The 17,934-nt window shown below is 67.4% G+C and carries 17 protein-coding genes, 2 tRNA genes and 1 pseudogene; 17 read left to right on the forward strand and 3 right to left on the reverse strand.

The window, feature by feature from the left end; translation table 11 throughout:
• The first annotated feature begins 4 nt into the window (after positions 1-4).
• The 7 genes from GA0115254_RS23220 (at position 5) to GA0115254_RS23250 (ending at position 4,635) form a co-directional block, all read left to right on the forward strand.
• A tRNA-Met gene (locus GA0115254_RS23220) sits at positions 5-77 on the forward strand.
• An 89-nt stretch (positions 78-166) separates the two neighbouring features.
• Entirely contained in the window at positions 167-331 is a 165-nt protein-coding gene (gene rpmG / locus GA0115254_RS23225) for a 50S ribosomal protein L33 (protein ID WP_003956487.1), read from the forward strand.
• 103 nt (positions 332-434) lie between these two features.
• Positions 435-887 (forward strand): MaoC family dehydratase N-terminal domain-containing protein, encoded by a 453-nt coding sequence (locus tag GA0115254_RS23230; RefSeq protein ID WP_093897220.1) that lies wholly within the window; start codon positions 435-437, stop codon positions 885-887.
• Positions 887-1,315 carry a MaoC family dehydratase gene (locus tag GA0115254_RS23235; protein ID WP_093897221.1) on the forward strand — a complete coding sequence of 143 codons (429 nt, stop codon included), beginning with the start codon at positions 887-889 and terminating at the stop codon, positions 1,313-1,315. The genes GA0115254_RS23230 and GA0115254_RS23235 overlap by 1 nt, the downstream gene beginning before the upstream one ends.
• Before the next feature lie 139 nt (positions 1,316-1,454).
• Positions 1,455-2,003, forward strand: a complete 549-nt coding sequence (locus tag GA0115254_RS23240; protein WP_093897222.1) for a TetR/AcrR family transcriptional regulator — start codon at positions 1,455-1,457, stop codon at positions 2,001-2,003.
• Between the two features lie 75 nt (positions 2,004-2,078).
• On the forward strand, positions 2,079-3,509 hold the full coding sequence (locus tag GA0115254_RS23245; protein ID WP_093897223.1) for an MFS transporter: 1,431 nt from the start codon (positions 2,079-2,081) through the stop codon (positions 3,507-3,509).
• Positions 3,510-3,579: 70 nt separating this feature from the next.
• Positions 3,580-4,635: a UDP-N-acetylmuramate dehydrogenase gene (locus tag GA0115254_RS23250; RefSeq protein WP_093897224.1), complete on the forward strand. Its 1,056-nt coding sequence runs from the start codon at positions 3,580-3,582 to the stop codon at positions 4,633-4,635.
• A 12-nt stretch (positions 4,636-4,647) separates the two neighbouring features.
• Here the strand turns inward: GA0115254_RS23250 and GA0115254_RS23255 are convergent, their stop codons facing one another.
• Entirely contained in the window at positions 4,648-5,283 is a 636-nt protein-coding gene (locus GA0115254_RS23255) for an NAD(P)-dependent oxidoreductase (RefSeq protein WP_093897225.1), read from the reverse strand.
• Between the two features lie 87 nt (positions 5,284-5,370).
• Here GA0115254_RS23255 and GA0115254_RS23260 point away from each other — a divergent pair, with 87 nt between their 5' ends.
• Complete coding sequence (locus GA0115254_RS23260; RefSeq protein WP_093897226.1) at positions 5,371-5,976, forward strand: TetR/AcrR family transcriptional regulator; 606 nt, start codon at positions 5,371-5,373, stop codon at positions 5,974-5,976.
• Positions 5,977-6,038: 62 nt separating this feature from the next.
• On the opposite strand, the pseudogene GA0115254_RS23265 reads toward GA0115254_RS23260, so the two are convergent.
• Positions 6,039-7,046: pseudogene (locus GA0115254_RS23265) on the reverse strand (adenosine deaminase); the annotation flags it as partial.
• A gap of 121 nt (positions 7,047-7,167) precedes the next feature.
• Positions 7,168-8,394, reverse strand: coding sequence for a pyridoxal phosphate-dependent aminotransferase (locus GA0115254_RS23270; protein ID WP_093897287.1), 1,227 nt, complete (start codon positions 8,392-8,394; stop codon positions 7,168-7,170).
• A gap of 225 nt (positions 8,395-8,619) precedes the next feature.
• On the opposite strand from GA0115254_RS23270, the gene GA0115254_RS23275 reads away from it, so the two are divergent.
• The 9 genes from GA0115254_RS23275 (at position 8,620) to rpoB (ending at position 17,891) form a co-directional block, all read left to right on the forward strand.
• Positions 8,620-8,692: transfer RNA gene (locus GA0115254_RS23275), tRNA-Trp, on the forward strand.
• Positions 8,693-8,798: 106 nt separating this feature from the next.
• Positions 8,799-9,086 carry a preprotein translocase subunit SecE gene (secE, locus tag GA0115254_RS23280; protein WP_073732696.1) on the forward strand — a complete coding sequence of 96 codons (288 nt, stop codon included), beginning with the start codon at positions 8,799-8,801 and terminating at the stop codon, positions 9,084-9,086.
• 73 nt (positions 9,087-9,159) lie between these two features.
• Positions 9,160-10,029 carry a transcription termination/antitermination protein NusG gene (gene nusG, locus GA0115254_RS23285; protein ID WP_093897227.1) on the forward strand — a complete coding sequence of 290 codons (870 nt, stop codon included), beginning with the start codon at positions 9,160-9,162 and terminating at the stop codon, positions 10,027-10,029.
• Between the two features lie 176 nt (positions 10,030-10,205).
• On the forward strand, positions 10,206-10,640 hold the full coding sequence (gene rplK, locus GA0115254_RS23290) for a 50S ribosomal protein L11 (protein ID WP_006126872.1): 435 nt from the start codon (positions 10,206-10,208) through the stop codon (positions 10,638-10,640).
• Positions 10,641-10,721: 81 nt separating this feature from the next.
• Entirely contained in the window at positions 10,722-11,444 is a 723-nt protein-coding gene (gene rplA / locus GA0115254_RS23295; RefSeq protein ID WP_093897228.1) for a 50S ribosomal protein L1, read from the forward strand.
• Between the two features lie 162 nt (positions 11,445-11,606).
• Positions 11,607-12,506, forward strand: a complete 900-nt coding sequence (locus GA0115254_RS23300; protein ID WP_093897229.1) for an SCO4651 family lipoprotein — start codon at positions 11,607-11,609, stop codon at positions 12,504-12,506.
• A gap of 275 nt (positions 12,507-12,781) precedes the next feature.
• Entirely contained in the window at positions 12,782-13,312 is a 531-nt protein-coding gene (rplJ, locus tag GA0115254_RS23305; protein ID WP_093897230.1) for a 50S ribosomal protein L10, read from the forward strand.
• A 111-nt stretch (positions 13,313-13,423) separates the two neighbouring features.
• A complete protein-coding gene (rplL, locus tag GA0115254_RS23310; protein WP_093897231.1) occupies positions 13,424-13,807 on the forward strand; it encodes a 50S ribosomal protein L7/L12 in 384 nt (127 codons plus the stop codon).
• A 598-nt stretch (positions 13,808-14,405) separates the two neighbouring features.
• Positions 14,406-17,891 (forward strand): DNA-directed RNA polymerase subunit beta, encoded by a 3,486-nt coding sequence (gene rpoB / locus GA0115254_RS23320; protein WP_093897232.1) that lies wholly within the window; start codon positions 14,406-14,408, stop codon positions 17,889-17,891.
• Positions 17,892-17,934 lie beyond the last annotated feature (43 nt).

Raw genomic sequence — 17,934 nt, forward strand, 5'->3', positions numbered from 1 at the left:
TCAAAGCGGTGTAGCTCAGTCGGTAGAGCAAGCGGCTCATAATCGCTGTGTCACCGGTTCAAGTCCGGTCACCGCTACTCACGGTAGCCGATTGTGGGGTCGGTCCTTCGATCGGCTACTCTTTTTTGCGTTCATCCGTCCATCCGTCCGTCCAAGGAGCACTCACGTGGCTGCCACCGACGTCCGCCCGAAGATCACGCTGGCCTGCGTGGAGTGCAAGGAGCGGAACTACATCACCAAGAAGAACCGGCGTAACAACCCGGACCGTCTTGAGATGAAGAAGCACTGCCCGCGCTGCAACTCGCACACTGCGCACCGCGAAACGCGCTGAAACAGGCTCGTACACGAGGCCGTCCCCATTGGGGGCGGCCTCGTGTCGTTGTATGGAGGCTGTCCTTCGGCCTTTTCATCTTTCATCAGGAGGTAGCGAGCTCATGGCGCTCGACCAGTCCTTCGTGGGGCGGATCTATCCGCCCACCCCGCCGTACGAGGTCGGCCGGGAGAAGATTCGCGAGTTCGCCGAGGCGGTGGGCGACACGAATCCGGTGTACGTCGATCCCGAGGCCGCCAAGGCGCTCGGTCATAGCGATGTGATCGCGCCGCCGACGTTCGTCTTCTCGATCACCTTCAAGGCCGCGGGACAGGTGGTGCAGGACCCGCAGCTGGGCCTGGACTACAGCCGCGTGGTGCACGGTGACCAGAAGTTCGCCTATGTGCGCCCCGTGCGGGCGGGGGACCGGCTGACGGTCACCTCGACGATCGAGGGCATCAAGTCCCTGGCGGGCAACGACGTCCTGGACATCCGTGGCGAGGTCCACGACGAATCCGGTGAGCACGTCGTGACCGCGTGGACGAAGCTGGTGGCGCGCGCCGCCGAGGAGGCGTGATGACGGCGAAGATTGCCTACGAGTCGGTCGAGGTCGGTACGGAGCTGCCGGCGCAGTCCTTCCCGGTGAGCCGGGCGACGCTGGTGCAGTACGCGGGCGCTTCCGGTGACTTCAACCCGATCCACTGGAACGAGAAGTTCGCCCGCGAGGTCGGACTGCCGGATGTGATCGCGCACGGCATGTTCACCATGGCCGAGGCGATCCGGGTGGTCACGGACTGGGTCGGCGACCCCGGGGCGGTCGTCGAGTACGGGGTGCGGTTCACCAAGCCGGTCGTCGTGCCGAACGACGACAAGGGCGCCCTGATCGAGGTCAGCGCCAAGGTGGCCGCCCTGCTGGACGACAGGCAGGTGCGGGTGGACCTGACGGCCATGAGTGAGGGCAAGAAGGTGCTGGGCATGTCCCGTGCGGTGGTGCAGCTCGGCTGAGGCCGTTGTGTGCGGGTGAGGGGCACTGTCCTTGGGCGGTGCCCCTCACGCATGCGGTCGCCCGGCGCGTCGTTCGACAGGCCCGGCGGACCGCTTGACCAAGTTAGTGATTGAGTACTAACTTTATTGCATGGCAAGGATGAGTGCAGACGAGCGGCGCGAGAGCGTCATCCGCGCGGCTATCACCGAGTTCGCCCGAGGTGGTTACGCCGCCACCTCCACCGAGGCGATCGCCAAGCGCGTCGGTGTCTCGCAGCCGTACCTGTTCCGCCTCTTTCCCAACAAGCAGGCCATGTTCCTCGCCGCCGCCGAGCGCTGCCTCGTGGACACCCGGAAGGTCTTCTCCGACGCGGCCGAAGGTCTGGAGGGTGACGAGGCGCTGCATGCCATGGCCGCGGCGTATCAGCGCCTGATCGTCGGCGATCCGGACAAGCTGCTGATGCAGATGCAGGTGTACGCGGCCGTCGCGGCGGCCGAGGCCTCGGGGGACCACGAGTTCGGCGAGTCGATTCGGGCCGGCTGGCTGCGGATGTGGGACGAGATCCATCTCGCACTCGGTGCCGATCTTGGTGAGACGACGACGTTTCTCGCGTACGGCATGCTCGTCAACACCCTGGCCTCGCTCGGTTTTCCGGCCGGTCACCGGATCTGGTCGGGGTTCTATGACTCGGCCAAGCCGAACGCCTGAACAGTGCGACCCGGGTTCTGCCCGGTTTCCTGCCCAGAGAAGTTAGTCATTGATAACTAACCCCCAGGGGGAGCAGTGAACCAGCACACGACGGGCCGCTCAGGAGCGGTCTGGGCCCTTGTCATCACCAGCGTCGCAGGATTCATGGCAGCCCTCGACAACCTCGTCGTCACCACCGCCCTGCCCTCCATCCGCAAGAGCCTCGGCGGCGAACTGGCGGAGCTCGAATGGACGGTGAACGCCTACACCCTCACCTTCGCCGTGCTGCTGATGCTCGGGGCCGCCCTCGGCGACCGGTTCGGCCGCCGCCGGCTCTTCCTCGCCGGGCTCACCGTCTTCACCGGCGCCTCCGCCGCGGCCGCCCTCTCGCCCGGCATCAACGAACTCATCGCCTTCCGGGCTGTCCAGGGTGTGGGCGCGGCGATCATGATGCCGCTGACGCTCACCCTGCTCACGGCCGCCGTGCCACCCGCCCGTCGCGGTACCGCGCTCGGCATCTTCAGTGCCGTCACCGGACTGGCCGTGGCCAGTGGCCCCCTGGTCGGCGGCAGCCTCACCGAACACCTCTCCTGGCAGTGGATCTTCTGGCTGAACGTCCCGATCGGTCTGGTCCTGCTGCCGCTGGCGCGGCTGCGCCTGAGGGAGTCGTACGCGCCGGACTCACGTCTCGACATACCCGGCACACTCCTGGTCAGCGGCGGACTCTTCGGCATCGTCTACGGCCTGGTCAACGCCAACTCCGACGGCTGGACCAGCCCCACCGTCCTCACGGCCCTGATCGTCGGTGCCGCGCTCGTCGGCGGGTTCATCCACCACGGCTTCCACGCGAAGAACCCGATGCTGCCCATGCGGCTCTTCCGCAGCCGCGCGTTCTTCGGGATCAACATGGCTGGCCTGCTGATGTTCCTCGGGATGTTCGGGTCGATCTTCCTGCTCAGCCAGTACTTCCAGGGCGTGCTGGGCTACTCGCCCACCCAGGCCGGCCTGCGGATGCTGCCCTGGACCGGAATGCCGATGCTGGTCGCGCCCGTCGCGGGGATGCTCTCCGACCGCTTCGGCGGGCGGCCCGTGGTCGTGGCCGGGCTCGTGCTCCAGGCGGCCGGCCTCGCCTTCTTCGCGACGGTTCTCGGCCCCGATGCCTCGTACGTCTCGCAACTACCCGGTCTGATCGTCGGCGGCGTCGGCATGGCCCTGTACTTCGCGCCCGCCGCCAGCCTCGTGATGTCCAGCGTCCGCCCCAGCGAGCAGGGCATCGCCTCCGGCGCCAACAACGCCCTGCGCGAGGTCGGCGGAGCTCTCGGGGTCGCCGTGCTCGCCACGGTCTTCTCCTCGCAGGGCGGGTACGAATCCGCGCGGTCCTTCACGGACGGGACCGTTCCGGCGGTGTGGATCGGTGCCGGCGTGGTGGCGCTGGCCGCCCTGGTCGCCCTGCTCATCCCGGGCCGCCGCCACACGGCGGCCCCGGAGCCCGAGGTGGCCGAGGAGCGCATCCTGACCGCAGCCTGAGCCACGGCTCCGTGCGTACGGTCCGTGGCCCCGCCCGAGCGGCGGGGCCACGGACCGTACTCTTGTCCCCGTGCAGGAACTCCACGACGCCCCCCTCGCCCCCCTGACGACCTTCCGGCTCGGCGGCCCCGCCGCCCTCCTCCGCACGGCGACGACCGACGCCGAGGTGATCGAAGCCGTGCGCGAGGCCGACGAGAGCGGCACCCCGCTCCTCGTCATCGGCGGCGGCAGCAACCTGGTCATCGGCGACAAGGGCTTCGACGGCACTGCCCTGCGCATCGCGACCAAGGGCTTCGCCCTGGACGGCGGGACGCTGGAACTGGCCGCCGGGGAGGTCTGGACGGACGCCGTCGCCCGCACCGTCGAGGCCGGTCTGGCAGGCATCGAGTGCCTGGCCGGAATTCCGGGCTCCGCGGGGGCGACGCCGATCCAGAACGTGGGCGCCTACGGCCAGGAAGTGTCCTCCACCATCACGGAGGTCGTCGCCTACGACCGGTACACCCGCGAAACGGTCACCATCCCGAACGCCGAGTGCGCATTCTCGTACCGGCACAGTCGGTTCAAGGCCGAACCCGACCGCTTCGTCGTGCTGCGTGTCCGCTTCGAGCTGGAAGAGGCGGGCGGTCTGTCCGCGCCCCTGAAGTACCCCGAAACGGCCCGCGCCATGGGCGTCGAACAGGGCGAGCGCGTGCCCGCCGCGGCCGCCCGTGAAACGGTGCTCAGGCTCCGCGCCGGCAAGGGCATGGTGCTGGACCCGGAGGACCACGACTCCTGGTCGGCCGGTTCCTTCTTCACCAACCCGATCCTGGAGGAGGCGGAGTACGAGGCGTTCCTCGCCCGCGCCAAGGACCGGCTCGGCTCCGAGGTGACGCCCCCCGCCTTCCCCGCGGGCGGGGGACGCATCAAGACCTCCGCGGCCTGGCTCATCGACAAGGCCGGTTTCACCAAGGGATACGGCACGGGACCGGCCCGTATCTCCACCAAGCACACCCTCGCGCTCACCAACCGCGGCGGCGCGACCACCGAGGACCTCCTCGCGCTCGCCCGTGAGGTCGTCGCCGGGGTCCATGAGGCATTCGGCGTCACGCTCGTCAACGAACCCGTGACGGTCGGCGTGAGCCTGTAGCAGGCCCGCCGCTCAGTACGCCACGCCCACGCCCTGCTTCACCGCCGCCGGATCGTCGATCAGCGCCAGCATCGCGTGCGCCACATCGGCCCGCGAGATGGACCGGCCGCTGCGCGGGTTGCTGCCGTAGACCGTGCGGTACGTCCCCGTGAGCGGTCCATTGGTGAGCTTCGGCGGCCGTACGGACGTCCAGTCCGTCGCGCTGCGGGCCAGCGCGGCCTCCATCAACGTCAGGTCCGCGTAGACCTCCTTGAGGATCGCCCCGATCGCCTTCAGCATCATCCGGTCCAGCAGCGGGTCGTCCGCCGGCTTCGGTGCGACCGGGGCCGCGCTGACCACCAGCAGCCGCCGCGTCCCCTCGGCCTCCATCGCCCGCAGCACCGACCGGGTGAGCCGCTCGGCGATCCCGTCGGCCTTCCGGCCGCGTGAGCCGAGGCCGGAAAGCACGGCGTCCCGGCCCGCGACCGCCTCGCGCAGCGCCTCCGGGTCGTCGATGCGCGGCGCTGTGAGGACCTGTACGTCGGAGAGCAGGACGGGCAGTCGCGCCGGATCACGGACCACCGCCGTCACTTCATGGCCCGCCGCCACCGCCTGGCGGACGATCTCCCGGCCGATGCCGCCCGTCGCACCGAACACTGTGATCCTCATTGCGCACCCTCCCAGGGTGGGTAAGTATTCACTCACCCCTAGAGTGAGTGGATACTCACCACCTCGTCAAGCTTCATTGGAGTGCACATGGAGCAGAAGCCGGCCCGCGTCCGCATCGTCGACGCTGCCCATCAGCTGATGCTCACCATCGGCCTGGCCCGCGCCACCACCAAGGAGATCGCCCGAGCCGCAGGCTGCTCGGAGGCCGCGCTCTACAAGCACTTCCCCAGCAAGGAAGAGCTGTTCGTGGCCGTGCTCAAAGAGCGGCTGCCCAGGCTCAACCCGCTGCTGAAGCGGCTCATCGCGACCCCTGGGGTGGGGGAGCGCACCGTCGAGCAGAACCTCACCGAGATCGCCCGCCAGGCCGCCCTCTTCTACGAACAGAGCTTCCCGATCGCCGCCTCGCTGTACGCCGAGCCCAGGCTCAAGGAACGCCACAACGCGGTGATGAGGGAGCTGGGCACCGGCCCGCACATGCCCATCCGCGGCCTGGACGCGTATCTGCGCTCCGAGCAGGCCGCCGGGCGGGTGCGGTCCGACGTGGACACCTATGCGGCCGCGTCACTGCTCCTCGGCGCCTGCGCGCAGCGGGCGTTCGCCTACGAGGCCACGGAGGCCGGCGGGCCGCCGCAGTCCCTCGACGCGTTCGCCGCGTCCGTGGCCAGGACGCTGATGCAGGGCGTCGGGGAGTAGGCCGGGCCCGTCCGGCGGTCGGGGGGAATCAATCCCGGACCAGGTTCCTGGCCCGCCGGCTTCGACAGCCAGTCATCGATGCCCGCCAGGAGCTCCGTCCGTACCGTGGCCGGCGCTGCGGAGCCGCGCACCGACTGCCTGGCCAATTCCGCCAGCTCCTCGTCCGTGAACGCGTGGTGGCGCCGCACGAGGTCGTACTGCGCGGCCAGCCGGGAGCCGAAGAGCAGCGGATCGTCCGCACCCAGTGCCATCGGTACCCCGGCTTCGAACAATGTGCGCAGGGGTACATCGGCGGGCTTCTCGTAGACGCCCAGCGCCACGTTCGACGACGGGCACACCTCGCAGGTCACCCCGCGCTCCGCCAGCCTGCGCAGCAGCCTCGGGTCCTCGGCGGCCCGTACGCCGTGCCCGATCCGGGCCGCGTCCAGATCGTCCAGACAGTCCCGCACGCTCGCAGGGCCGGCCAGCTCGCCGCCGTGCGGGGCCGCCAGCAGACCGCCGTCGCGGGCGATGGCGAAGGCCCGGTCGAAGTCCCGGGCCATTCCCCGGCGCTCGTCGTTGGAGAGCCCGAATCCGACGACGCCGCGGTCCACGTACCGCACCGCGAGCCGGGCCAGCGTCCGGGCGTCCAGCGGATGCTTCATACGGTTCGCCGCGATCACCACCCGGATCGGCAGACCGGTCTCCCGCGAGGCGCTGTCCACCGCGTCCAGGATGATCTCGATCGCCGGGATCAGCCCGCCGAGCAGCGGGGCGTACGACGTGGGATCGACCTGGATCTCCAGCCAGCCGGAGCCGTCCGAGACGTCCTCCTGGGCCGTTTCGCGCACGAGCCGCTGGATGTCCTCGGGGGCCCTCAGGCAGGACCGGGCGATGTCGTAGAGCCGCTGGAAGCGGAACCATCCGCGCTCGTCCGTGGCCCGCAGCCTGGGCGGCTCGCCGCTGGTCAGGGCCTCCGGCAGACGCACGCCGTACTTGTCGGCGAGTTCGAGCAGGGTCGTGGGCCGCATCGACCCGGTGAAATGCAAGTGCAGGTGGGCCTTGGGCAACAGCCGTACATCACGCTCCATTCGAAGATCCTGCCGCACACGTGGGCTTCAGCGGTAGCCGCTTTACCTATCGGATTGGCCCTCGAACAAGAAAGCGACCCCCGGCCGGAGCCGGGGGTCGCCCACTGAATTCAGGACGTGCTCAGGCCTTGGCCTCGCCCAGCAGCTTCTGGAGCCGCGAGACGCCCTCGACGAGGTCGTCGTCACCCAGGGCGTACGAGAGCCGCAGGTAGCCCGGCGTGCCGAAGGCCTCGCCCGGTACGACCGCGACCTCGGCCTCGTCCAGGATGAGCGCCGCCAGCTCGACGGCGGTGGCCGGACGCTTGCCGCGGATCTCCTTGCCGAGCAGTTCCTTCACCGAGGGGTACGCGTAGAACGCGCCCTCGGGCTCCGGGCACAGCACGCCGTCGATCTCGTTGAGCATCCGGACGATGGTCTGCCGACGGCGGTCGAAGGCGGTACGCATCTCGGCGACGGCGTCCAGGTTCCCCGAGACGGCGGCCAGCGCGGCGATCTGGGCGACGTTGGAGACGTTGGACGTGGCGTGCGACTGCAGGTTGGTCGCGGCCTTGACGACGTCCTTGGGGCCGATGAGCCAGCCCACGCGCCAGCCGGTCATCGCGTACGTCTTGGCGACACCGTTGACCACGATGCACTTGTCGCGCAGGGCGGGCACGAGCGCGGGCAGCGAGGTGAACTTCGCGGTGCCGTAGACCAGGTGCTCGTAGATCTCGTCGGTGAGCACCCACAGGCCGTGCTCGACCGCCCACTCACCGATCGCCTTGGCGTCGGCCTCGCTGTACACCGCACCGGTCGGGTTCGACGGGGAGACGAACAGGACGACCTTCGTACGCTCGGTGCGCGCCGCCTCCAGCTGCTCGACGGAGACCCGGTAACCGGTGGTCTCGTCGGCCACGACCTCCACCGGGACACCGCCGGCCAGCCGGATCGACTCGGGGTAGGTGGTCCAGTACGGAGCCGGGACGATGACCTCGTCGCCCGGGTCGAGGATCGCGGCGAACGCCTCGTAGATGGCCTGCTTGCCGCCGTTGGTCACCAGGATCTGGGAGGCGTCGACCTCGTAGCCGGAGTCGCGCAGCGTCTTCTCCGCAATGGCGGCCTTGAGCTCCGGGAGCCCTCCTGCCGGGGTGTAACGGTGGTACTTCGGGTTGCGGCAGGCCTCGACCGCGGCCTCGACGATGTATCCGGGGGTCGGGAAGTCGGGCTCACCGGCACCGAAGCCGATCACCGGACGGCCGGCGGCCTTGAGGGCCTTGGCCTTGGCGTCGACGGCGAGGGTGGCGGATTCGGAGATTGCACCGATGCGGGCGGAGACCCGGCGCTCGGAGGGAGAAGTTGCAGCGCTCATGACCCCCATGGTCCCAGACCGCAATCCCTGTCGGCACAGGGGTTTCAGGGACCGGACAGGACTCGGACAGCATGCGGACAACATGCGACCAGGAGTTGTCGGGAGCTATCTGTTCGACGCCGGGCCGCTGAGCACGTACACTCACCTGTCGTTGGCCTTCACCAGCCACACCGTTCCCACACCCGGAGCATCGGGGAAGATGCGGTAGGTTGGTGGAAACCACAAAGGGTCGTAGCTCAATTGGTAGAGCACTGGTCTCCAAAACCAGCGGTTGGGGGTTCAAGTCCCTCCGGCCCTGCTACACACTCCTTCGCCAGGATGTGTGCGCATGTACGTACTTCAATGCACCGCCGTGCGGCTCCACCGGGCGCGGCACGGCCATGACCCGGAATCAGGTGAGAAGCGTGACGGACGCCGTGGGCTCCATCGACATGCCTGATGCCGAGGATGAAGTGCCCGAGTCGAAGAAGAAGACCCGGAAGGGCGGCAAGCGCGGTAAGAAGGGTCCTCTGGGCCGCCTCGCGCTGTTCTACCGCCAGATCGTCGCCGAGTTGCGCAAGGTCGTCTGGCCGACTCGTAATCAGCTGACGACATACACCTCAGTGGTGATTGTCTTCGTCGTCGTCATGATTGGTCTGGTGACCGTGATTGACTTCGGATTCCAGCGGGTCATCAAGTACGTCTTCGGCTGATCCCGCGGAGGGCGCCTCATGGGCGCCCCTTTCGCATGTTCCACCCATTTGTATCCAGGAAGAAGCAGCCACCGTGTCTGACCCGAACCTGAACGACGCCGACGAGCCGAAGGCGGGCGCCTTCGAGTCCGCCGAGGACGAGCTCGACATCGTCGAGGCGGCGGACGCCGAGGAGCCGGACCAGGCCGAAGCTGCCGACGACGCCGTAGGTGAGCCCGCCGAGCAGGCGGCTCTGCACGCCGAGGACGACGACGCCGCGGAGGCCGACGCCGGTTCCGAGAGCGACGACGAGGAAGCCGGGGAAGAGGCCGAGCCGGCCGCCCCCGTCGACGCCGTCACCGCGCTGCGCGAGGAGCTGCGCGGCCTTCCCGGCGAGTGGTACGTCATCCACACGTACGCCGGTTACGAGAAGCGCGTGAAGGCCAACCTGGAGCAGCGCGCCGTCTCGCTCAACGTCGAGGAGTTCATCTACCAGGCCGAAGTGCCCGAGGAAGAGATCGTCCAGATCAAGAACGGCGAGCGCAAGAACGTTCGCCAGAACAAGCTCCCGGGCTATGTCCTGGTGCGCATGGATCTGACGAACGAGTCCTGGGGCGTCGTCCGCAACACCCCTGGCGTCACCGGCTTCGTGGGTAACGCCTACGACCCGTACCCGCTGACCCTGGACGAGATCGTCAAGATGCTCGCCCCGGAGGCCGAGGAGAAGGCCGCCCGCGAGGCCGCCGAGGCCGAGGGCAAGCCGGTTCCGTCCCGCAAGGTCGAGGTGCAGGTGCTCGACTTCGAGGTGGGCGACTCGGTCACCGTCACCGACGGCCCGTTCGCGACGCTGCAGGCGACGATCAACGAGATCAACGCCGACTCGAAGAAGGTCAAGGGTCTCGTCGAGATCTTCGGCCGCGAGACGCCGGTCGAGCTCAGCTTCGACCAGATCCAGAAGAACTAGCGGCTTTCCGCCAGTTTCTGGACACATGCCTACCCAGCAGGTCAGACCGGCTTCACAGCCTGTCTGACCTGCTCGGTTTTTGGTCGCGCAGCCATACCCGTTATCGTTGTGCGGTATGCCTCCATCCGGATGACCGGATGGCGGCGAAACACTCTCACTAGGACCCGGAGAGAGCAATGCCTCCCAAGAAGAAGAAGGTCACGGGGCTTATCAAGCTCCAGATCAACGCCGGTGCGGCCAACCCGGCCCCGCCGGTCGGCCCCGCGCTCGGCCAGCACGGCGTCAACATCATGGAGTTCTGCAAGGCCTACAACGCCGCGACCGAGTCGCAGCGTGGCATGGTCGTGCCGGTGGAGATCACGGTCTACGAGGACCGTTCCTTCACCTTCGTCACCAAGACTCCGCCGGCCGCGAAGCTGATCCTCAAGGCCGCGGGCGTGGAGAAGGGCTCCGGCGAGCCCCACAAGACCAAGGTCGCCAAGCTGACGGCTGCCCAGGTCCGTGAGATCGCCACGACGAAGCTCCCCGACCTGAACGCCAACGACCTCGACGCCGCGTCGAAGATCATCGCTGGCACCGCCCGTTCCATGGGCATCACGGTCGAAGGCTGATTCAGCCCCTCACGTCCTCAGTGGTAGGGCCAAGCGCTGGCCCGCACCACGACTCCACACCCTGAAACCACAGGAGTAGAAGTGAAGCGCAGCAAGAACCTCCGGGCTGCGGACGCCAAGATCGACCGGGAGCGCCTCTACGCCCCGCTCGAGGCCGTCCGTCTCGCCAAGGAGACCGCGACCACCAAGTTCGACGGCACTGTCGAGGTCGCCTTCCGTCTGGGTGTCGACCCGCGCAAGGCCGACCAGATGGTCCGTGGCACCGTGAACCTCCCGCACGGCACCGGCAAGACCGCCCGGGTCCTGGTCTTCGCGACCGGTGACCGTGCTGCGGCCGCGGAAGCCGCGGGCGCCGACATCGTCGGCGCCGACGAGCTCATCGACGAGGTGGCGAAGGGCCGTCTGGACTTCGACGCCGTCGTCGCGACCCCGGACCTCATGGGCAAGGTCGGCCGCCTCGGCCGCGTGCTCGGTCCGCGTGGTCTGATGCCGAACCCGAAGACCGGTACGGTCACCCCCGATGTCGCGAAGGCTGTCAACGACATCAAGGGCGGCAAGATCGAGTTCCGCGTCGACAAGCACTCGAACCTGCACTTCATCATCGGCAAGGTCTCCTTCGATGACACGAAGCTGGTCGAGAACTACGCCGCGGCGCTGGAGGAAGTCCTCCGTCTGAAGCCGTCCGCCGCCAAGGGCCGCTACATCAAGAAGGCCGCACTGGCCACCACGATGGGCCCCGGCATCCCGCTGGACGCCAACCGCACCCGCAACCTCCTCGTCGAGGAGGACCCGGCCGCCGTCTGAGCCCCAGCGCTCGGCAGCAAGCCGCGTCACGTGTGACATTGACGGGCCCCGCAACCTTTCGAGGTGCGGGGCCCGTCCTCGTATCCGTACGTGATCGGTGGCTGTGTCGGAGCTGTGCGTTAGCGTGAGGCTCCGAGAGCCGAACGAGGGGTGGAAGCGGACATGAGGACCAGTACCGTGCGGCGTTTGAGTCTGTCGATAGCGGTGGCGGCGGCGCTGACGTCGGTCGCGGCCTGCGGGGGATCGGACGGCAGCGGCGACAACCGCGGCAGCGCCGTGGTGAAGGCCGACCCCATCGCCGCGTTGCGCGACGTGCAGAAGAAGACCGGTGGGGAGAGCTCGGCGAAGGTCGAGGGCACCATCCGGATGGGCAGCACCATGTCCATGAAGCAGAGCGGCACCATCGACTGGACCGACGGTCTCACCGGCACCATGGAGATCACGTACACCGGCGGCAGCATGGCGGACGTCATGAAGCAGAACGGTGGCAGTGGCACGACGCAGGCCCGCTATTTCAAGGACGGCTACGCCGTCAACATGGGCGACACCTTCGCCAGGCAGGCCGGCGGCAAGCACTGGATCAGCTACGGCTACGCCGACCTCGCCAAGCTCGCGGGCGCCTCCGGCGAGGCGATGAAGCAGCAGATGCAGAACACCACCCCCGACCAGGGCGTGAAGTCCCTGCTGGCCTCCGGTGACGTGAAGAAGGTCGGCCAGGAGGACGTACGCGGGGTCTCCGCCACGCACTACTCCGGCACCTTCGACGTCGCCGAACTGACCGCGAAGAACTCCGCGCTCGATGCCGACCAGCTCGACCAGCTGAAGAAGCAGCTGAGCGCCGCCGGAATCACCACGGAGAAGGTCGACATCTGGGTCGACGAGAACAACCTGCTGGTCAAGAAGACCGAGCGCGGCCAGATGAAGACAGGCGAGCTCAATTCGACGGTGTACTACAGCGACTACGGCACCGACGTCTCGGTCGAGAAGCCTCCGGCCGGCGACACGGTCGACTTCACCGATCTCGTGAAGCAGCAGCAGCGGACCGGTTCGGGCACGAACTGAACCTCCCGCACCGCCCGAAGCGGGACGGATTTGCTCGGCGCGACCCCGGTCGCGTACTCTCCTACAGAAGCCAAAGACCGCTGGTCGTTGCTGCGCTCTCGCAAGAGGGAACAGCGACCGAAGGATCCGTTGAGTACGGGCGACCTGCGCAGGTGACTGTGGAAAGCTCCCGGACTTCGTTCGGTCGAGCTACGCCCTGGCGCCTGCGCCGGGGCGTTTCGTCTTTCCCGGCCCCTTCTGAGCGGTCCTCATCACCCGGAAGGAGGCCGACGCTCATGGCAAGGCCCGACAAGGCTGCCGCGGTAGCCGAGCTCGCGGATCAGTTCCGCAGCTCGAACGCCGCCGTGCTGACCGAGTACCGGGGTCTCACCGTGGCACAGCTCAAGACGCTGCGCCGTTCGCTCGGTGAGAACGCCCAGTACGCCGTGGTGAAGAACACGCTGACCAAGATTGCGGCCAACGAGGCCGGGATCACTTCGCTGGACGACCAGTTCACTGGTCCGACGGCGGTTGCCTTCATCACCGGTGACCCGGTGGAGTCGGCGAAGGGTCTTCGTGACTTCGCCAAGGAGAACCCGAACCTCATCATCAAGGGCGGTGTCCTTGACGGTAAGGCACTGACCTCGGATGAGATCAAGAAGCTCGCGGACCTCGAGTCCCGCGAGGTTCTGCTCGCCAAGCTGGCGGGCGCCATGAAGGGCAAGCAGACTCAGGCTGCTCAGGTCTTCCAGGCGCTCCCGTCGAAGTTCGTCCGCACCGCGGAGGCGCTTCGTGCCAAGCAGGCCGAGCAGGGCGGTGCCGAGTAATTCGGCTCGCGCAATGATCGCCGCCCGCTAGGGCGACGGTCGCAGCGGGCCGAATGTACGCCCGCCTACATGTAACTCCGGCACCTGCCGAATTAGTGGAAGGACGCCATCATGGCGAAGCTGTCCCAGGACGACCTGCTCGCGCAGTTCGAAGAGATGACCCTCATCGAGCTCTCCGAGTTCGTGAAGGCCTTCGAGGAGAAGTTCGACGTCACCGCCGCCGCCGCGGTCGCCGTTGCCGCCCCGGGTGCCCCCGGTGCCGCCGCTGAGGCCGTCGAGGAGCAGGACGAGTTCGACGTCATCCTCACCGGCGCCGGCGAGAAGAAGATCCAGGTCATCAAGGTCGTGCGTGAGCTGACCTCGCTGGGTCTGAAGGAGGCCAAGGACCTCGTCGACGGCACCCCGAAGCCGGTTCTCGAGAAGGTCGCCAAGGAGGCCGCCGAGAAGGCTGCCGAGTCCCTCAAGGCCGCCGGCGCTTCCGTCGAGGTCAAGTGACTCAGGGAGTCTGCTGACTCCTTCTGACTGCCTGTGCCGCACGGCACGGACGTCAAAACGCGAAGGGCGATCACCCATCCGGGTGGTCGCCCTTCGGCGTACCCGCGGCGGCTGCCTTGCTCTTCCGGTGGCGACGAGTATGGTGATCTTCGCCGTTGCCTCTCGGGGGCGGCCGGCCGGCGCCGGGAGGCGGTCGGGTGAGGGCCGCGAGGCGTTGTCCCGGCAGGGGGGCCTTGACGAACCGCACGCGGCGCGCAATTCTCAGGACGCGTCGCCACATCGATCCGAATCCGAGGCATGGATCGTGGGCGAAGAGGGCAGTAAAGAAGAGCGCACCACGCGCAAGGGCTAGCCATAGGTGTTGAGAACAGCTGTTGAGAGCAACGTGGGTCTCTGAGAACCCCGACTGGACATCAGTGTGCCGTTTGGCTACACTGACCCTTTGCGCTGCCTGTTAGCTGCCTCCTGCCCGTCACCAGGGGCATGCCCACGCTTGAGCACCGATGGCCGATCCTCCCTGACCTGGGATTTCTGTCTCCGTGTCCAACTTGGGACCGGTACGCGCGTAGTGAGTCCGAGCCCTCGGAAGGACCCCCTCTTGGCCGCCTCGCGCAACGCCTCGACCGCGAATACGAACAACGGTGCCAGCACCGCCCCGCTGCGCATCTCCTTTGCAAAGATCAAGGAGCCCCTCGAGGTTCCGAACCTCCTCGCGCTGCAGACCGAGAGCTTTGACTGGCTCCTCGGCAATGCCGCCTGGAAGGCTCGCGTCGAGGCTGCTCTGGACAGTGGACAAGACGTCCCCACCAAGTCCGGCCTGGAGGAAATCTTCGAGGAGATTTCACCGATCGAGGACTTCTCCGGGTCGATGTCGCTTACGTTCCGCGACCACCGCTTCGAGCCCCCGAAGAACTCGATCGACGAGTGCAAGGAGCGCGACTTCACGTTCGCCGCCCCGCTCTTCGTCACGGCCGAGTTCACCAACAACGAGACCGGCGAGATCAAGTCCCAGACGGTCTTCATGGGCGACTTCCCGCTCATGACCAACAAGGGCACCTTCGTCATCAACGGCACCGAGCGTGTCGTCGTGTCGCAGTTGGTCCGCTCGCCGGGTGTCTACTTCGACTCCTCCATCGACAAGACGTCCGACAAGGACATCTTCTCGGCCAAGATCATCCCGTCCCGGGGTGCCTGGCTGGAGATGGAGATCGACAAGCGCGACATGGTCGGTGTCCGTATCGACCGCAAGCGCAAGCAGTCCGTGACCGTTCTCCTGAAGGCTCTCGGTTGGACCACCGAGCAGATCCTCGAGGAGTTCGGCGAGTACGAGTCCATGCGCGCCACCCTGGAGAAGGACCACACCCAGGGCCAGGACGACGCGCTGCTCGACATCTACCGCAAGCTCCGCCCGGGCGAGCCGCCCACGCGCGAGGCCGCTCAGACGCTGCTCGAGAACCTCTACTTCAACCCGAAGCGCTACGACCTCGCGAAGGTCGGCCGCTACAAGGTGAACAAGAAGCTCGGCGCCGACGAGCCGCTGGACGCCGGCGTTCTCACCACCGACGACGTCATCGCGACCATCAAGTACCTGGTCAAGCTGCACGCCGGTGAGACCGAGACGGTCGGCGAGTCCGGTCGTTCGATCGTCGTCGAGACCGACGACATCGACCACTTCGGCAACCGTCGTCTGCGCAACGTCGGCGAGCTCATCCAGAACCAGGTCCGTACGGGTCTGGCCCGTATGGAACGCGTCGTGCGTGAGCGCATGACGACTCAGGACGTCGAGGCGATCACGCCGCAGACCCTGATCAACATCCGGCCGGTCGTCGCCTCCATCAAGGAGTTCTTCGGCACCAGCCAGCTGTCCCAGTTCATGGACCAGAACAACCCGCTGTCGGGCCTGACGCACAAGCGTCGTCTCTCGGCTCTGGGTCCCGGTGGTCTGTCCCGTGAGCGGGCCGGCTTCGAGGTCCGTGACGTGCACCCGTCCCACTACGGACGCATGTGCCCGATCGAGACCCCTGAAGGCCCGAACATCGGTCTGATCGGTTCGCTCGCCTCGTACGGCCGCGTCAACGCGTTCGGCTTCATCGAGACGCCGTACCGCAAGGTCGTCGACGGCCAGGTCACCGACGAGGTCGACTACATCACGGCCGACGAGGAAGACCGCTACGTCATCGCTCAGGCGAACGCGACCCTCTCCGAGGAACTGCGTTTCGTCGAGCCCCGCGTCCTGGTCCGCCGCCGTGGCGGAGAGGTCGACTACGTGCCCGGCACGGACGTCGACTACATGGACGTCTCGCCGCGCCAGATGGTGTCCGTCGCCACCGCGATGATCCCCTTCCTGGAGCACGACGACGCCAACCGTGCCCTCATGGGCGCGAACATGATGCGTCAGGCGGTGCCGCTGATCAAGTCGGAGGCCCCGCTCGTCGGCACCGGCATGGAGTACCGCTGCGCCACCGACGCCGGTGACGTACTGAAGGCCGAGAAGGACGGTGTGGTCCAGGAGGTCTCCGCGGACTACATCACCGTGACCAACGACGACGGCACGTACACCACGTACCGCATCGCCAAGTTCATGCGCTCCAACCAGGGCACCTCGGTCAACCAGAAGGTTGTCGTCTCCGAGGGCGACCGGGTCGTCGCCGACCAGGTCCTCGCCGACGGTCCGGCCACCGAGAACGGTGAGATGGCCCTCGGCAAGAACCTGCTCGTGGCGTTCATGCCGTGGGAGGGTCACAACTACGAGGACGCGATCATCCTGTCGCAGCGCCTCGTGCAGGACGACGTCCTCTCCTCGATCCACATCGAGGAGCACGAGGTCGACGCCCGTGACACCAAGCTCGGCCCGGAGGAGATCACCCGGGACATCCCGAACGTCTCCGAAGAGGTCCTCGCCGACCTCGACGAGCGCGGCATCATCCGTATCGGTGCCGAGGTCGTCGCCGGTGACATCCTCGTCGGCAAGGTCACGCCCAAGGGTGAGACCGAGCTGACCCCCGAGGAGCGCCTGCTCCGCGCGATCTTCGGTGAGAAGGCGCGCGAGGTGCGCGACACCTCGCTGAAGGTGCCGCACGGTGAGATCGGCAAGGTCATCGGCGTCCGCGTCTTCGACCGCGAAGAGGGCGACGAGCTGCCGCCGGGCGTGAACCAGCTGGTCCGCGTCTACGTCGCGCAGAAGCGCAAGATCACCGACGGTGACAAGCTCGCCGGCCGTCACGGCAACAAGGGCGTCATCTCGAAGATCCTCCCGATCGAGGACATGCCGTTCCTGGAGGACGGCACCCCGGTCGACATCATCCTCAACCCGCTGGGTGTCCCGTCCCGAATGAACCCGGGACAGGTCCTGGAGATCCACCTCGGCTGGCTCGCCAGCCGCGGCTGGGACGTCTCCGGCCTCGGTGACGAGTGGGCCAAGCGCCTGCAGGCCATCGGCGCCGACCAGGTCGCCCCCGGCACCAACGTCGCCACCCCCGTCTTCGACGGTGCGCGCGAGGACGAGATCTCCGGTCTCTTCGAGGCCACGATCCCGAACCGCGACGGCGACCGCCTGGTCCAGCCCTCCGGCAAGGCCAAGCTGTTCGACGGCCGCTCCGGTGAGCCGTTCCCGGACCCGGTTTCGGTCGGGTACATGTACATCCTCAAGCTCCACCACCTCGTCGACGACAAGCTGCACGCTCGTTCGACGGGTCCGTACTCCATGATCACCCAGCAGCCGCTGGGTGGTAAGGCTCAGTTCGGTGGACAGCGCTTCGGTGAGATGGAGGTGTGGGCCCTTGAGGCTTATGGCGCCGCATACGCCCTCCAGGAACTGCTGACGATCAAGTCCGACGACGTGACCGGCCGCGTGAAGGTCTACGAGGCGATCGTCAAGGGCGAGAACATCCCCGAGCCCGGCATTCCCGAGTCCTTCAAGGTGCTCATCAAGGAAATGCAGTCGCTCTGCCTCAACGTGGAGGTGCTGTCCTCGGACGGCATGTCCATCGAGATGCGCGACACGGACGAGGACGTCTTCCGCGCGGCGGAGGAGCTCGGTATCGACCTGTCCCGGCGCGAGCCGAGCAGCGTCGAAGAGGTCTGACGGGTTGGCCGGCCGGATCCCCGTGATCCGGCCGGCTCTCCCC

Source organism: Streptomyces sp. Ncost-T10-10d (genome assembly GCF_900091955.1).
In the GTDB taxonomy this organism is placed as follows: domain Bacteria; phylum Actinomycetota; class Actinomycetes; order Streptomycetales; family Streptomycetaceae; genus Streptomyces.

What these genes read in the sequence shown, in the direction of transcription:
- rplJ (WP_093897230.1), top strand. Translation starts at nt 12,782, where the DNA reads ATGGCAAGGCCCGACAAGGCTGCCGCGGTAGCCGAGCTCGCGGATCAG.
- GA0115254_RS23230 (WP_093897220.1), top strand. Translation starts at nt 435, where the DNA reads ATGGCGCTCGACCAGTCCTTCGTGGGGCGGATCTATCCGCCCACCCCG.
- GA0115254_RS23300 (WP_093897229.1), top strand. Translation starts at nt 11,607, where the DNA reads ATGAGGACCAGTACCGTGCGGCGTTTGAGTCTGTCGATAGCGGTGGCG.
- GA0115254_RS23260 (WP_093897226.1), top strand. Translation starts at nt 5,371, where the DNA reads ATGGAGCAGAAGCCGGCCCGCGTCCGCATCGTCGACGCTGCCCATCAG.
- rplL (WP_093897231.1), top strand. Translation starts at nt 13,424, where the DNA reads ATGGCGAAGCTGTCCCAGGACGACCTGCTCGCGCAGTTCGAAGAGATG.
- GA0115254_RS23270 (WP_093897287.1), bottom strand. Translation starts at nt 8,394, where the DNA reads ATGAGCGCTGCAACTTCTCCCTCCGAGCGCCGGGTCTCCGCCCGCATC.
- GA0115254_RS23255 (WP_093897225.1), bottom strand. Translation starts at nt 5,283, where the DNA reads ATGAGGATCACAGTGTTCGGTGCGACGGGCGGCATCGGCCGGGAGATC.
- GA0115254_RS23240 (WP_093897222.1), top strand. Translation starts at nt 1,455, where the DNA reads ATGAGTGCAGACGAGCGGCGCGAGAGCGTCATCCGCGCGGCTATCACC.
- rplK (WP_006126872.1), top strand. Translation starts at nt 10,206, where the DNA reads ATGCCTCCCAAGAAGAAGAAGGTCACGGGGCTTATCAAGCTCCAGATC.
- GA0115254_RS23235 (WP_093897221.1), top strand. Translation starts at nt 887, where the DNA reads ATGACGGCGAAGATTGCCTACGAGTCGGTCGAGGTCGGTACGGAGCTG.